This window comes from Actinoplanes sp. URMC 104, assembly GCF_051386375.1.
Lineage (GTDB): Bacteria > Actinomycetota > Actinomycetes > Mycobacteriales > Micromonosporaceae > Actinoplanes.
In genome coordinates this window covers 1,023,999-1,038,625 of record NZ_JBPQTO010000002.1, presented here as the reverse complement: position 1 = coordinate 1,038,625, position 14,627 = coordinate 1,023,999, and the positions used below count along the sequence as shown (strand labels likewise).

Genomic DNA, 14,627 nt, shown 5'->3' with positions numbered 1-14,627 from the left:
TGTTCGGTATGGCTGACATGGATCCGACAGGCGGCCTTTGGAACTGGGCGGCCGCGACGTCCCTTCCCGCCGATCGGGTCCACGGCACTCTCGCCGGGGCGCTGGAACGCACGGTCGTGCCTCTGGGTCCCGAGCTCGTCGAGGGCGCCGTGCTCTGCGACGTCTACCACGTCGGCGGCGACTTCCCGACGCTGATCGATGTCTACCTGGCGCCGGAGACGCTCGCCGAGGCCACGGCCGCGAGCGCCGTCGCCGTCCGGCTCGAGGTGGAGATCCTGCTGCCGGACGACACCCTCAACCCGACGCGGTACGTGCTCGCCGGCCCCGACGGCAGCCTGACGCCCGTGCACGTCGACGAGGTGGAGACCGACGACGGCCCGGAGCGGCGTCAGGTCCGCCGGTGCACGGGCGTCGATCCGGCGTGCGCGGCGGCCCCCGAGGACGCGGCCGCCTGACGAAAAGCAGTACCCTGGTCAATTGCCATGACTATTGACAGCGCCGGCGCCCCGCGCACCTATGACGTGCGCACCTACGGCTGCCAGATGAACGTGCACGACAGCGAGCGGATCTCCGGTCTGATGGAGGACGCGGGCTACGTGCGCGCCGCCGATCCGGACGCGGCCGACGTCGTGGTCTTCAACACCTGTGCCGTCCGCGAGAACGCCGACAACCGCCTCTACGGCAACCTCGGGCACCTGCGGCCCACCAAGCTCAAGAAGCCGGACATGCAGATCGCGGTCGGCGGCTGCCTGGCGCAGAAGGACCGCGGCGACATCGTCAAGCGCGCGCCCTGGGTCGACGTGGTCTTCGGCACCCACAACATCGGCTCGCTGCCCGCGATGCTCGAGCGTGCCCGGCACAACCAGGAGGCCGAGGTCGAGATCCTCGAGGCGCTCGAGGTGTTCCCGTCCACGCTGCCCACCAAGCGCGAGTCGACGTACGCCGGCTGGGTCTCCATCTCGGTCGGCTGCAACAACACCTGCACGTTCTGCATCGTCCCGTCGCTGCGCGGCCGCGAGAAGGACCGCCGCCCCGGCGAGGTGCTGGCCGAGGTCGAGGCGCTGGTGGCCGAGGGCGTGCTCGAGGTGACGCTGCTCGGGCAGAACGTCAACTCGTACGGCGTCGAGTTCGGCGACCGGCTCGCGTTCGGCAAGCTGCTGCGCGCCACCGGCCAGATCGAGGGCCTCGAGCGGGTGCGCTTCACCAGCCCGCACCCCAAGGACTTCACCGACGACGTGATCGCCGCGATGGCCGAGACGCCGAACGTCTGCCACTCGCTGCACATGCCGCTGCAGTCCGGCTCCGACCGCGTGCTCAAGGCCATGCGCCGCAGCTACCGCCAGGAGAAGTACCTCGGCATCATCGACAAGGTCCGCGCCGCGATGCCCGACGCCGCGATCACCACGGACATCATCGTGGGCTTCCCCGGCGAGACCGACGAGGACTTCGAGCAGACCCTCGAGGTGGTGCGCCGGGCCCGGTTCTCCAGCGCGTTCACGTTCCAGTACTCGAAGCGCCCCGGCACGCCCGCCGCGATCATGGACGAGCAGCTGCCCAAGGCCGTCGTCCAGGAGCGGTACGAGCGGCTGATCACGCTGCTCGAGGAGATCACCTGGGCCGAGAACAAGCGGCTCGTCGGCGAGAAGGTCGAGGTGCTCGTCGCGGTCGGCGAGGGGCGCAAGGACGAGCGCACGGGCCGGATGAGCGGCCGGGCGCGCGACGGCCGGCTGGTGCACTTCGCGACCGGCGACCTCACGCCGCGCCCCGGCGACATCGTCGAGACCGTGGTGACGTACGCGGCCCCGCACCACCTCAACGCCGACGGCGCGCCGCTGAGCCACCGCCGCACCCGCGCGGGCGACGCCTTCGAGGCCGGCCGCACGCCCAAGCTCAAGGGCGTGTCGCTGGGTCTGCCCACGATCGGCGTGCCGGCGCCGCTGCCGGCCGCTCAGGCCTGCTCGCTCTGAGCTTCGCCAGCAGCGCGGTCGTCGCCGGCGGGTCGGGCGGCTCACCGGCGACCGCCACCAGCACGCGGCGCGCGCGGCCGGGCAGCGGCACGGCCCGCACCTGCTCGTTGCGGTGGGCGGCCAGCGCCAGCGCGGGCAGCGTGGTGACGCCCAGCCCCCGCGCGACCAGCTGCTGGGCGGCCACGTAGTCGTCGGTCGTGAAGCGGATGTCCGGGGTGAACCCCTCGGCCGCGCACACCCGCAGCAGCTCGTCGCGGCAGCGCTCGCACCCGCCGATCCACCGTCGCTCGCGGTGGTCGGCGAGCCGGTCGCCGTCCCAGCCCGCCGGGGCGATCAGGTAGGTCTCGTCCTCGAACAGCTCCTCGGTGCGCAGCCCCGCCAGGTCCGGGCCGTCGTCGTGCGCGAAGATCAGCGCCACGTCGACCTCGCCGCGGCGCAGCAGCCCCACGGCCTCGGGCGGCTCCGCCTCGCGGAACCGCAGGTCGACGCCCGGGTGGTCGGCGTCGAAAGCGGCCGCGGCGGCGGGCACGAAAGTCCCGAGCGCTGAGGGGAAGGCGGCCAGCCGTACGCGTCCCGCCCGCAGGCCGGCGTGCGCGGCGAGCTCCTCCTCGGCCGAGTCGAGGCGCCCCAGGATCTCCTGCGCGCGGTCGGCGAGCAGGCGGCCCGCCTCGGTCAGCCGGATGCCGCGGCCGACCCGCTGCACCAGTCGGCTGCCGGTCTCCGCCTCGAGCCGGGCCAGGTGGTGGCTCACCGAGGGCTGGGCGTAGTGCAGCGCCTCGGCCGCGGCGGTGACCGAGCCGTGCCGGGCCACCGCGACCAGCACCCGCAGACGCGTCACGTCGAGCATGGGACCAACCTATCGACCGCGTCTATGGGTTTGTTCAAGATCAGGCATTGGACCGATGGGTGGTGCGACCCCGACGATCAAGGCATGGAGTTCACGTACGCCTCCGTCCGCGCCGCCGCCGACACACTCGCCCGCCACCTGCCGCCGACCCCCATGTGGTCGTACCCGGTCCTCGACGCCGCCGTGGGCGCCACCGTCCTCGTCAAGCACGAGAACACGCAGCCGATCGGCGCCTTCAAGGTGCGCGGTGCCCTCAACCTGCTGTCCTGCTCGCCCGGCCGCGGCACGGTCACGTACTCCACCGGCAACCACGCGCAGGCCATGGCGTACGCCAGCCACCTGTTCGGCGTGCCGTGCACCGTGGTCATGCCCGCGGCCGCCAACCCCGCAAAGGCCGAGGCCGTACGCGCCTGGGGCGCCGATGTCGTGCTGACCGGCGCAACGCTGGCCGACGCCGAGCAGCACGCCGTCGCGCTCGCCGAACGCACCGGCCACCGCCTCGTCAGCCCCGGCGACACCCCCGAGCTGCTGGCCGGCGTCGGCACGCTGTACGCGGAGGTCCTCACCGCCCGGCCCGACCTGTCCGCCGTCATCGTGCCCGTCGGCAGCGGCACCGGAGCGGCCGCCGCCGCGGTCGTCGCGCGCGAGCTGGCCCCGACGTGCGAGGTGATCGCCGTGCAGTCCGCCGCATCCCCGGCCGCGCACGACTCGTGGCGCTCGGGCGAGCTCACCACCCGCCCCAACGGCACCCGCGTCGAGGGCCTGGCCACCGGTCGCGGCTACGACCTGCCGCAGCAGATCCTGCGCAAGCACCTCAGCGACTTCCTGCTCGTGACCGACGACCAGATCGCGTCGGCGCAGCGGCTGCTGGCCACGGCGGCCCACACCCTCGCCGAGGGGGCCGGTGCCGCGGCGCTGGCGGCCGTCATGGCCCACGGCGAGCGGTTCGCCGGCCGCACGGTCGCCGTCGTCTGCACCGGAGGCAACGCCTCCCCGCGCGAGCTGGCCGCCCTGGCCACCTCGTGATCACCCGCGGCCGGGAGCCCGCCCCCGCCCCCGGTGATCACACCCCAACCGGGAGCCCGCCCGCCCTGGGGGCCCCCACCCTACGCGGCAACCGGGGCTGATCTTGGAGGTTGTCCACAGCCCCGGTTCAGCCGGCCTGCTCCGCCAGCGCGAGGAACTGCTTCTTGGAGTTGAGCGCCTGCTCGGCCTCCTTGATGCGGCGCTGGTCGCCGGCGGCCTTGGCGCGCTCGAGACGCTGCTCGGCCTCGGCGACCTGCTCGCGCATCTGGCGCAGCAGCGGGTTGTCCTGCGGGGTGGTCTTGCGCCACGCCGAGTCCATCGCCACGCGGATGCGCTCCTCGGCGGCCCGCCAGCGGCGGTCGAGCGAAGCGGCCGACTCGCGCGGGACCCGGCCGGCGTCGTGCCAGGCGGCCTGGGCGTCGCGCAGCTTGTTCTGCGCGCCGCGCGGGTCGGCGTCGACGTCGATGGCCTCGATCTCGGCGAGGATCTGCTGCTTGCGGTCGAGGTTGCCCTTGTACTCGGCGTCGCGGGCCGAGAAGACCTCGCTGCGCCGGGTGAAGAAGGCGTCCTGCGCGGCCCGGAAGCGTTCCCAGAGGCGCTGCTCGGCCTCCTTGGCGGCGCGCGGCGCGGCCTTCCACTCGGCCATGAGCTCCTTGAGCCGGTTGGCCGTGGCCGACCACTCGGTCGACTCGGACAGGCTCTCGGCCTCCTTGACCAGCTCTTCCTTGGCGGTCTGGGCCTGCTTGCGCTGACCGTCGAGGGTGGCGAAGTGGGCCCCGCGGCGGCGGGTGAAGCTGTCGCGCGCCGTGGCGAACCGCTTCCACAGCTCACCGTCGGTCTTCTTGTCGACGCCGCGGATCGTCTTCCACTCGTCGAGGATCTCCTTGAGCCGGTCGCCGGCCGACTTCCAGCCGGTGGCGTCGGTGGCGATCTTCTCCGCCTCCTCGACCAGCGCCGTCTTGCGGGCGAGCGCCTCGGTGCGGGCCACCTCGCGGGCCGCGCGCGCCTCGCCGGCCTTCTCCTCGGCCAGCGCCGCCAGCCGGTCGAGCCGGGCGGCGAGCCCGTCGATGTCGCCCACCACGTGCGCCTCGTCGAGCTGCTGGCGCAGCCGCTTGACGCTGCTCAGCGAGTGCGACGCGTCGGCCGCGCCGGACTTGAGGCGGGCCTCGACGAGCTCGACCTCGGTCACCAGGTCGGCGAAGCGCCGCGCGAAGTGGGCCAGTCCCTCCTCGGGGGTGCCCGCCTGCCAGGAGCCGACCACGCGGTCGCCCTCCGCGGTCTTCACGTACACGGTGCCGTCGGCATCCACGCGCCCGAAGGCCGTCCAGTCGTTCATGACCCATCCTCGTTTTCCCGGCGTCCCCGATCTCACCCGATCGGCGACCACCGCCACGGCACAGTGAACGCCACACTTCTCCAAGGCATTCTTTCTCGCGCATTGTCACAGGTCCAACCGGGTTATGGGGAAGCGCCTGCCGATGACCGTGACACAACCTTGTCTTACCGTTGCTCCGTGCCGTTCGCAGGAGCTCCGCGCGTGATCACCGTCGTCGGGCCGACGGCGGCCGGCAAGTCCGCTCTGAGCATCGCTCTCGCCCACGAGCTGGGCGGCGAGGTGGTCAACGCCGACTCGATGCAGCTCTACCGCGGCATGGACATCGGCACCGCGAAGCTGACGCCCGCCGAGCGCGAGGGCGTGCCGCACCACCTGCTCGACATCTGGGACGTGACGTTCCCGGCCGCCGTCGCCGAATACCAGCGGCTGGCCCGCGCCGCGATCGACGACATCCTCGCCAGGGGGAAGGTGCCGCTGCTGGTCGGCGGCTCCGGGCTGTACGTGCGGGCGGTGCTCGAGGAGTTCGAGTTCCCCGGTACGGACGCGCAGGTCCGCGCGCGCCTGGAGTCGGAGCTCGCCGTGGTGGGCGCGGCGTCGCTGCACGACCGGCTGCGGTCGCGCGACCCCGAGGCGGCGTCGCGGATCCTTCCCTCCAACGGGCGGCGCATCGTGCGGGCCCTGGAGGTCATCGAGCTGACCGGGCAGCCGTTCACCGCGGCGCTGCCCGACCCGGCGCCGCACTATCCGTCGGTGCAGATCGGCGTGGACCGGGACGCGGCCGAGCTCGACGAGCGGATCGCGGTGCGGGTGGATCTGATGTGGGCGGCCGGGCTGCTCGACGAGGTGCGTGCGCTGATCCCGCTAGGCCTGCGCGAGGGGCGTACGGCAAGCCGGGCGCTCGGCTATCAGCAGGCGCTGGCCGAGATCGACGGCGTGCTCTCCACGGACGAGGCCAAGGCGGACACCGTACGGGGGACCCGGCGCTTCGTCCGGCGCCAGCGCTCGTGGTTCCGGCGGGACAAGTCCATCACCTGGTTGGACGGCGCGTCGCCGACGGTGTTGGCGGACGCCTTGGCGCTTACGGAATGATGGTTCGGTGCAATTCACCAAGGGCCACGGCACCGGCAACGACTTTGTGATCATCGAGGACGCGGACGGCGCGCTCGACCTCACCCCCGGGCAGGTCGCCGACCTCTGCCACCGGCGGTTCGGCATCGGCGCCGACGGCGTGCTGCGCGTCGTGCGCAGCGCGAAGGACCCGGCCGGCGCCGGCATGGCCGCCGAGGCCGAGTGGTTCATGGACTACCGCAACAGCGACGGCTCGGTCGCCGAGATGTGCGGCAACGGCGTCCGCGTCTTCACCCGCTACCTGGTCTCCCGCGGTCTGGCCGCCGTCTCGCCGGAGGGCATCCCGGTCGCCACGCGGGCGGGCGTCGTGCTCGCGGTGGTCGAGGGCGACCAGATCCGGGTGCGGATGAGAAGCCCCCGGGTGTACGCGGCGAGCACCGCGACCACGGGTCCGCTGACGTTCCCGGGCGTGGCCGTCGACTGCGGCAACCCCCACCTGGTGTGCGGCGTGCACGACGGCCTCCCGCTCGACTCGCTCGACCTCACCAGGTCGCCCGGCTTCGACCCGGTGCTGTTCCCCGCCGGCGCGAACGTGGAGTTCGTCGTCCCCGCCGCGCCGGTCGAGGACGCCGACCTGCACGTCACCATGCGCGTCTTCGAGCGCGGCTCCGGCGAGACGCTGTCGTGCGGCTCGGGCGCGCTGGCCGTGGGCGCGGTCGCGCTGCGCGACGCCGGCCTGGCCATGGGCGTGGTCGCCGTCGACCTGCCCGGCGGCCGGCTCACCGTCACCCACGACGACGAGGACAGCTGGTGGCTCGCCGGCCCGGCCGTCCTGGTGGCCTCGGGTGAGCTCTGCTGATGCAGGTGATCGCGCACCGCGGCTACTCCGCCGCCGCGCCCGAGAACACGCTGCCCGCCTTCGCCGCCGCCGTCCACGCGGGCGCGACGCTGGTCGAGTTCGACGTCCGCACCACGGCCGACGACGTCCCCGTGGTGATCCACGACCGCACCCTCGACCGGACGACGTCGGGCTCGGGCCACGTGTGGGACCTGGAGTACTCGCAGGTGGCGTCGTTCGACGCGGGCTCGTGGTTCTCGCCCGCCTACGCCGGCGTCCGGGTGCCCACGCTGGCCGCGACGCTGGAGCTGCTCGCCCCCGCCGGCCCCGGGCTGCTGCTGGAGATCAAGCCGCCCGCCACCCTGCCCCAGGTCAAGACGATCATGGAGCTGGTCACCCTGCACGGCCTCGCCGACCGCACGATCGTGCAGAGCTTCGACCCCGAGATCGTCCGCCTCGCCCGCGAGGTGGCGCCGTCCGTCCGCCGCGGCGTGCTGCGCGTGCGCTTCGAGCCCGACACCGTGCCGCTCGCCGACGAGCTCGAGGTCGCCTGCCTCAACCCGTCCACGGCCGACGTGCTGGGCGACCCCGGCACGGTCGCCTCCCTCGTCGAACGCGGCATCGACGTCATGCCATGGACCGCCAACGACATGGACGCGTGGGCCTCCCTGGCACACGCCGGCGTCGCCGGCCTGATCACCGACCGCGTGGGCGAGCTGACCGGCTGGCTGGCCACCCGCTGAGCTCCTGCTCATCCGCCGCTCAACCGGAGGCAGGGGCCCGCCCTCCCTGGGGGGACCCCCGCCACCGGCCATTCTGACGACATTCGGCGATCTTCGCGGGCCGCCCTGTGGACAACCTCGAACTGTGGAAAACCAGCGTCGCCGAGCTGCTCCTCGACCCGCCGCCGTCACGCTCGAGTTCTCCGAGCAGAACCCGATCGAGCCCCTAGAAGGTCTCCTCCGGCGCCTGCTCCAGCTCCGCCTCGGGCAGCGCGGCCGCGTTGTGCGCGGCCGCCGCCGGTCCCCGTACGGCCGCCCGGATCGCCGCCGCCACCGCGGGCGTCACCTTCGGGTCGAAGACGCTCGGGATGATGACCGTCGGGTTCAGCTTGTCCTCGCCCACCACGTCCGCGATCGCGCGCGCCGCAGCCAGCGCCATCTCCTCGGTGAACTCCTCGGCGCTCACGTCGAGCATGCCGCGGAAGACGCCGGGGAACGCGAGCACGTTGTTGATCTGGTTGGGCTGGTCGGAGCGGCCCGTGGCGACGACCGCGGCGTGCTGGCGGGCGGCGCGCGGGTCGACCTCGGGGTCAGGGTTGGCGAGCGCGAACACGATCGACTTGTCCGCCATCCGCGCGATGTCGTCGCCGGTGAGCAGGTTGGGCGCGCTCACGCCGATGAACACGTCGGCGCCCACGATCGCCCCGGGTAGGTCGCCCGAGTAGTTCGACTTGTTCGTGTGGTCGGCCAGCCACTGCCAGGTCTCCGACATGTCGGCCATCCCGCGGTGCAGCGCGCCCTTCCGGTCGTACGCGATGATGTCGCCCACGCCCTGGCGCAGCAGCAGCTTCATGATCGCCGTGCCGGCGGCGCCCGCGCCCGAGACGACGACGCGGACGTCCTCGAGGCGCTTGCCGACGACGCGCAGCGCGTTGGTCAGCGCGGCCAGCACGCAGATCGCGGTTCCGTGCTGATCGTCGTGGAAGACCGGAATGTCCAGCTGTTCGCGCAGGCGCGCCTCGATCTCGAAGCAGCGCGGCGCGGCGATGTCCTCGAGGTTGATGCCGCCGTACGCCGGCGCGATCGCTTTCACGATGCGCACGATCTCGTCGGTGTCCTGCGTGTCGAGCACGACCGGCCACGCGTCCACGCCGCCGAACCGCTTGAACAGCGCGGCCTTGCCTTCCATCACCGGCATGGCTGCGGCGGGGCCGATGTTGCCCAGGCCCAGCACGGCCGAGCCGTCGCTGACCACGGCGACCGTGTTGCGCTTGATGGTGAGGCGGCGGGCGTCGGCGGGGTTCTCGGCGATGGCCATGCAGACGCGGGCGACGCCGGGGGTGTACGCCCGGGACAGCTCGTCGCGGTTGCGCATGGCGACCTTGGAGTGCACTTCGATCTTGCCGCCGAGGTGCAGCAGGAACGTTCGGTCGGAGACCTTGCGGACGTCGACGCCGTCCTGCTCCTCGAGCTGTTTGACGACCTGGTCGGCATGGCTGGAGTCGGCCGTGTCGCAGGTGAGGTCGACCAGGACGCGGGTGGGATCGGAGTCGACGACGTCCAGGGCCGTCACGATGGCGCCGGCCTCGCCGACACAGGTGGTCAGGCGGCCGATGGACGAGGCGTCCGCGGTCACGGCGATCCGGATCGTGATCGAGAATCCGGCGCTGGGCAGACGGGTGGTAACCACGGTGTTCCCTCCGACGTTGGCGGGTGCGTCACCGTAATCTTGCTCCCGGCGGAATATCCGGGTCCATCCGGGTAGTTACACCTAGGCTTACCACTCCTTCGAGAACGCCCGGCTCCATATGTGGATGCGCCGCCACCCGTGACGTGCCACGATCGGGGTCGAGGAGGTCACTTGCGAAACTCTTACCAGGCACCCGTACTGGAACTTGACGAGCCGGACGTGACGACCGGCGAACTTGAGCTCGAGGAGCGGCACTCGCTGCGGCGGGTCGCCGGTCTTTCCACCGAGCTCACCGACATCACCGAGGTCGAGTACCGCCAGCTGCGGCTGGAGCGGGTCGTCCTCGTCGGCGTGTGGACCGAGGGCTCCGTGGAGGACGCGGAGAACTCGCTGACCGAGCTGGCGGCGCTTGCCGAGACGGCCGGTTCCCAGGTGCTCGAGGGCCTGATCCAGCGTCGCTCCCGGCCCGACACGGCCACGTTCATCGGCCGCGGCAAGGTCGACGAGCTGCGCGACGCGGTCGTCGCCACCGGCGCCGACACGGTCATCTGCGACGGCGAGCTCAGCCCTTCCCAGCTGCGCAACCTCGAGCAGCAGACCAAGGTCAAGGTCGTCGACCGTACGGCGCTGATCCTCGACATCTTCGCCCAGCACGCGAAGAGCAAAGAGGGCAAGGCGCAGGTCGAGCTGGCCCAGCTGCAGTACTTCCTGCCGCGTCTGCGCGGCTGGGGCGAGTCGCTGTCCCGGCAGGGCGGTGGCGCGGGTGGCGGCGCCGGCGGTGGCGTCGGCACGCGTGGTCCGGGTGAGACCAAGCTCGAGACCGACCGCCGCCGGATCAACCAGCGCATCGCGAGGCTGCGCCGCGAGATCAAGGCCATGCGCACCGTACGGCAGACCAAGCGCTCGCGTCGCCAGAGCAGCGGGGTCCCGGCCGTGGCGATCGCCGGCTACACCAACGCCGGCAAGTCCAGCCTGCTCAACCGCCTGACCCAGGCGGGCGTGCTAGTCGAGGACGCGCTGTTCGCCACGCTCGACCCGACCACCCGGCGCACCGCGGCCGAGGACGGGCGCGTCTACACGCTGTCCGACACGGTCGGCTTCGTCCGTCACCTGCCGCACCAGATCGTGGAGGCGTTCCGCTCCACGCTCGAGGAGGTGTCGTACGCGGATCTCGTCGTGCACGTCGTCGACGGCGCGCATCCCGATCCCGAGGGTCAGGTCAGTGCGGTGCGCGAGGTGCTGGCCGAGGTCAGCGCCGACGCGATCCCCGAGCTGCTGGTGATCAACAAGGTCGACGCCGCGGACGAGGAGACGATTCTGCGGCTCAAGCGCACCTGGCCCGACGCGGTGTTCGTGTCGGCCCGGTCCGGGCAGGGCATCGCCGAGCTGCACCAGGCGATCGCCGAGCGGCTGCCGAAGCCGGCGGTCGATCTGCGCGTTCTGTTGCCCTATGACCGGGGCGATCTGGTCGCACGGATTCATCGGACCGGTCAGGTGCTGCACACCCTCCATGTGGAGGAGGGCACCGAGATGCGGATCCGCGTGGACGAGCGGCTCGCGAGCGAACTGGAGTCGTACCGGCACTGAGCGTGGAGACTTCGAACTCCGCACGGTTCCACGTGTTCAACGCGTAACAACGGTAGGAGACGCCGCATGCGACACTGATCGGATGCGGCGTCTCGTGTTCCCGGTGATCGTGGCCTCCGGGCTGGTGATGATCGGCCCGTCCACTGCGTTTGCCGAGGACCCGGCCCCGACCGTCAGCGTTCCCGCCGTCGCGGGCAAGAAGATGTGCAAGATCGCCGACGAGAAGATCACCGAGGCGTCCGGGCTCGTCGCCACCAGGACCGGTTATGTCGTGGTCAACGACAGCACCGAGGAGAGCAGCCACAAGCGCATCTTTTTCCTCAACACCAAGTGTGAGGTCACCAGGGCCGTCAAGTTCAGCGGCGACGGCCCCCGCGACCCCGAGGACATGGTGCTCTCGCCCGACGGCAAGAAGCTGTGGATCGCGGACATCGGGGACAACAACTTCGACAACGACGACCGCCGCCCCAACGTCGGCCTCTGGTCCATGCCGGCCGACGGCTCGGACGAACCCGTGCTCTACCGGCTCACCTATCCGCAGGGCGACACGCACGACGCCGAGGCGCTGCTGCTCAACGGCAACGGCACGCCGCTGATCGTTACCAAGGAGATCGGCAAGCCCGCGTACGTCTATCAGCCGACCGCGCCGCTGAAGGCCAAGAGCGAGACGGGCGTGCCCATGAAGCGGGTCGCCGAGCTCGAGATCGGGGCCACGCAGACGGCCGGTGGCCCGTACGCGCGAATCGGCAACAAGACGGTGAGCGGCGGCGCGGTGGCTCCCGGCGGCGGCAAGGTCGTGCTGCGCACGTACACCGACGCGCTCGAGTGGGACGTGCAGAACGGCAACGTGCTCGCGGCGCTCAAGGGCAAGCCGCGCACCACCGGCCTGCCGAACGAGACGCTGGGCGAGGCGATCACCTACAGCCCGGACGGCAAGTCCTTCTACACGACCTCGGACATGAGCGGTGAGAAGGACCCCAACTACATCCTGCGCTACACGCCGGCCACCTCCGTCGCGGCCGCGGTCAAGAACGCGGACGAGGGCAGCGGCGACAAGTGGTACGCCAACCTCGAGCTCAGCGACATCACCTACGCCGTCGGCGGCGTGGGTGTGCTCGGGCTGATCCTCGTGGGCGTGGGCGCGCTGGGGATCGTCAAGCACCGGCGCCGGCCCACCGCGCCGGCGGACGACGATGGGGACGACTTCGAGAACCCGCTCGACGGCGATCCCGAGACCGAGCTGATCGGGGTCGGCGGCGGGGGTCCGCAGCGGTCCGGGTCCGGCGTCTACGGCGGGGCGCGGTCGGGCCCGGCGGTCAACGGCGCGGCCGGGGGCAAGTCGAGCGGGGTGTACGGCGGCGCGGGCGCCGGTCCGGCGTACGGCCGTCCCGCCAACGGCCAGCCGCAGCCGGCTCGTGCCGGGGTCTACGGCGGCGCCGGCCAGGGCCAGGGCCGTCAGCAGCCTCCGCGCGGTCCGGCTCGCGCGCCTCAGGGCCAGCCGCCGCGGGGCCCGCAGGGCCAGCCCGCGCGGGATCCGCAGGGTCAACCGCCTCGAGGTCCGCAGGGTCAGCCTCCGCGGGGTCCGCAGGGTCAGCCTCCCCGTGGGCCGCAAGGTCAGCCGGCCCGCGGCCCGCAGGGACAGCCGGCCCGTGCGCCGCAGGGTCAACCGCCTCGAGGTCCGCAGGGGCAGCCTCCGCGCGGCCCGCAGGGTCAGCCTCCCCGTGGGTCGCAGGGGCAGCCCCCGCGCGGTCCGCAGGGTCAGCAGCCCCGCGGTCCCCAGGGCCAGCCTCCCCGTGGGCCCCAGGGGCAGCCCCCGCGCGGCCCGCAGGGTCAGCAGCCCCGCGGTCCGCAGGGGCAGCCGCCGCGCGGCGGTGGCAGCGGCGTCTACGGCGGCCCGGGTCAGCCGCCCTCGGCGCGCAACAACCACAACGACTTCCAGCGTCACCCCGAGGGCCGTTTCGACGGCTACGGCCCCCGGCGCTGATCGTCCGGACCCGCCGGCTCCCCGCGGAGCCCGGCGGGTCCGCTGTCAGACCCGCCGCAGGACCGCCACGACCCGGCCCATGATGGTCGCGTCGTCGCCGGGGATCGGGTCGAAGGCGGGGTTCGCCGGCATCAGCCAGACGTGCCCGTCGCGCTGACGGTAGCTCTTCACCGTCGCCTCGCCCTCGATCATCGCCGCCACGATGTCGCCCGCGTTCGCCGTCGGCTGCTGGCGCACGACCACCCAGTCGCCGTTGCAGATCGCCGCGTCGATCATCGAGTCGCCCTTGACCTCGAGCATGAAGACCTCACCCTCGCCGACCAGCTCGCGCGGCAGCGGGAAGAACTCCTCCACGGCCTGCTCGGCGAGGATCGGGCCACCGGCGGCGATGCGCCCGACCAGCGGGACGTAGGCCGGCTGGGGGCGCGCCGAGCGCATCGCGTCGTCGTCGACCAGCTCGCTGGGGGAGCGGACGTCGACGGCACGTGGCCGGTTGGGGTCGCGGCGCAGGAAGCCCTTGGTCTCGAGCGCCTTGAGCTGGTAGGCCACGCTGGACGGCGACACCAGGCCGACCGCCTCGCCGATCTCGCGGACGCTCGGCGGGTAGCCGTAGCGCTCCACCCAGTCGCGGATGAACTCCAGGATCCGGCGCTGCCGCGCGGTGAGGTCGGCGGTGACCGGCTCGGGGAACTGGCTGACCACCGGGGTGACCGCACGCAGCTGGGGCGCGTCGGCAGCGCGCCCACGGCTCGGTGTGCGGCGGCGCAGAGCGGCTCCGTTGTCTGGCTTGGTCTGGTGTTGCCGGATGTTCGTCCGGTCGTCGGTCGACACGTCCGCCCTCCCTGTCGGCCAGTGCCTCGCGCGGCACGTGGTGCTTGCGTTCGCGTTCGCATGTCAGGAGTCGGCTTTTCCGCCGTGGGGATGGCGGAGGGCCGGCTGACCCCTTTGAGGGAAGACCGTAATGGCGGGGTACGACAGATTCAAACATCTGTACGAGTTTCTTCCGGCGTGTCGCCCAGAAGTGCTCGACTTCCGTACGCCTGTTCTGATAAACCGTCGGACAGGCGTTCGATCGAACGCCTGTCCGAACAACGTTCCCGACGGGGGAGAACGCCATGGTGGCCAACGGATTCCGGCAGGTGCAGCCGCCGCTACGGTTGACCCGGCGCGGCCGCGCCGTCGTCCTCGGCTTCCTCGTGCTGCTGGCGTCGCTCGCGAGTGCCGTGTTGTTCACCACCGCGTCGCGGGCCGAGGAGCCGCCCGCCGGCCCGCCTCCTACGATCGTCGTCCGGTCGGGTGACACGTTGTGGGACATCGCCGCTCGCACGATGCCGCGGCGCGACGGTCACAGCGCCGTCGACGAGTTGCGCCGGATCAACGGCCTGTCGGGCTATGGCGCACTGCCCGGCGATGTTTTGATCTTGCCGCGGGCTGCTTGATCGAAGCGGTCGGTGATTGCCGGTCAACCGCTCGTGTTCGCTGGCAAAATACGGCGCGCCGACCCGCCGCTGCGCTTGCGTCCGCGTCCGCCGGGGCATAGCGTCTACCCCAACATCTAGTAG

The 14,627-nt window shown here is 72.1% G+C and carries 13 protein-coding genes; 9 read left to right on the top strand and 4 right to left on the bottom strand.

The annotated features are described in order from the left end of the window. Positions 1–8 precede the first annotated feature (8 nt). Complete coding sequence (locus ACSNN8_RS05775) at positions 9–455, top strand: hypothetical protein (protein ID WP_436647374.1); 447 nt, start codon at positions 9–11, stop codon at positions 453–455. Between the two features lie 27 nt (positions 456–482). After that, positions 483–1,967: a tRNA (N6-isopentenyl adenosine(37)-C2)-methylthiotransferase MiaB gene (gene miaB / locus ACSNN8_RS05770; protein WP_436647372.1), complete on the top strand. Its 1,485-nt coding sequence runs from the start codon at positions 483–485 to the stop codon at positions 1,965–1,967. Here miaB and ACSNN8_RS05765 read toward each other — a convergent pair. Continuing rightward, positions 1,891–2,814, bottom strand: coding sequence for a LysR family transcriptional regulator (locus ACSNN8_RS05765; protein WP_436647371.1), 924 nt, complete (start codon positions 2,812–2,814; stop codon positions 1,891–1,893). The two genes, miaB and ACSNN8_RS05765, sit on opposite strands and share 77 nt — an antisense overlap. 84 nt (positions 2,815–2,898) lie before the next feature. Here ACSNN8_RS05765 and ACSNN8_RS05760 point away from each other — a divergent pair, with 84 nt between their 5' ends. Beyond that, positions 2,899–3,840, top strand: coding sequence for a threonine ammonia-lyase (locus ACSNN8_RS05760; RefSeq protein WP_436647370.1), 942 nt, complete (start codon positions 2,899–2,901; stop codon positions 3,838–3,840). Between the two features lie 127 nt (positions 3,841–3,967). On the opposite strand, the gene ACSNN8_RS05755 is transcribed toward ACSNN8_RS05760, so the two are convergent. After that, on the bottom strand, positions 3,968–5,176 hold the full coding sequence (locus ACSNN8_RS05755) for a DUF349 domain-containing protein (RefSeq protein WP_436647368.1): 1,209 nt from the start codon (positions 5,174–5,176) through the stop codon (positions 3,968–3,970). Positions 5,177–5,335: 159 nt separating this feature from the next. On the opposite strand from ACSNN8_RS05755, the gene miaA reads away from it, so the two are divergent. The 3 genes from miaA to ACSNN8_RS05740 are packed head-to-tail and all read left to right on the top strand — an operon-like array spanning position 5,336 to position 7,825. Continuing rightward, positions 5,336–6,265, top strand: coding sequence for a tRNA (adenosine(37)-N6)-dimethylallyltransferase MiaA (gene miaA / locus ACSNN8_RS05750; protein WP_436647367.1), 930 nt, complete (start codon positions 5,336–5,338; stop codon positions 6,263–6,265). 7 nt (positions 6,266–6,272) lie between these two features. Then, positions 6,273–7,103: a diaminopimelate epimerase gene (dapF, locus tag ACSNN8_RS05745; protein WP_436647366.1), complete on the top strand. Its 831-nt coding sequence runs from the start codon at positions 6,273–6,275 to the stop codon at positions 7,101–7,103. Then, positions 7,103–7,825, top strand: coding sequence for a glycerophosphodiester phosphodiesterase (locus tag ACSNN8_RS05740; RefSeq protein WP_436647365.1), 723 nt, complete (start codon positions 7,103–7,105; stop codon positions 7,823–7,825). The genes dapF and ACSNN8_RS05740 overlap by 1 nt, the downstream gene beginning before the upstream one ends. 205 nt (positions 7,826–8,030) lie before the next feature. Here ACSNN8_RS05740 and ACSNN8_RS05735 read toward each other — a convergent pair whose 3' ends face one another. Continuing rightward, positions 8,031–9,494, bottom strand: a complete 1,464-nt coding sequence (locus tag ACSNN8_RS05735) for an NAD-dependent malic enzyme (protein WP_436647364.1) — start codon at positions 9,492–9,494, stop codon at positions 8,031–8,033. Positions 9,495–9,665: 171 nt separating this feature from the next. Between ACSNN8_RS05735 and hflX the strand changes: the two genes are divergently transcribed. Both hflX and ACSNN8_RS05725 read left to right on the top strand, forming a co-directional pair. Next, on the top strand, positions 9,666–11,081 hold the full coding sequence (hflX, locus tag ACSNN8_RS05730) for a GTPase HflX (protein ID WP_436647363.1): 1,416 nt from the start codon (positions 9,666–9,668) through the stop codon (positions 11,079–11,081). Between the two features lie 82 nt (positions 11,082–11,163). Further along, positions 11,164–13,065 carry a hypothetical protein gene (locus tag ACSNN8_RS05725; protein ID WP_436647362.1) on the top strand — a complete coding sequence of 634 codons (1,902 nt, stop codon included), beginning with the start codon at positions 11,164–11,166 and terminating at the stop codon, positions 13,063–13,065. A gap of 45 nt (positions 13,066–13,110) precedes the next feature. Here ACSNN8_RS05725 and lexA read toward each other — a convergent pair whose 3' ends face one another. Then, entirely contained in the window at positions 13,111–13,896 is a 786-nt protein-coding gene (gene lexA / locus ACSNN8_RS05720; RefSeq protein ID WP_436647361.1) for a transcriptional repressor LexA, read from the bottom strand. Between the two features lie 284 nt (positions 13,897–14,180). On the opposite strand from lexA, the gene ACSNN8_RS05715 reads away from it, so the two are divergent. Continuing rightward, positions 14,181–14,504: a LysM peptidoglycan-binding domain-containing protein gene (locus tag ACSNN8_RS05715; RefSeq protein WP_436647360.1), complete on the top strand. Its 324-nt coding sequence runs from the start codon at positions 14,181–14,183 to the stop codon at positions 14,502–14,504. Positions 14,505–14,627: the final 123 nt, after the last annotated feature.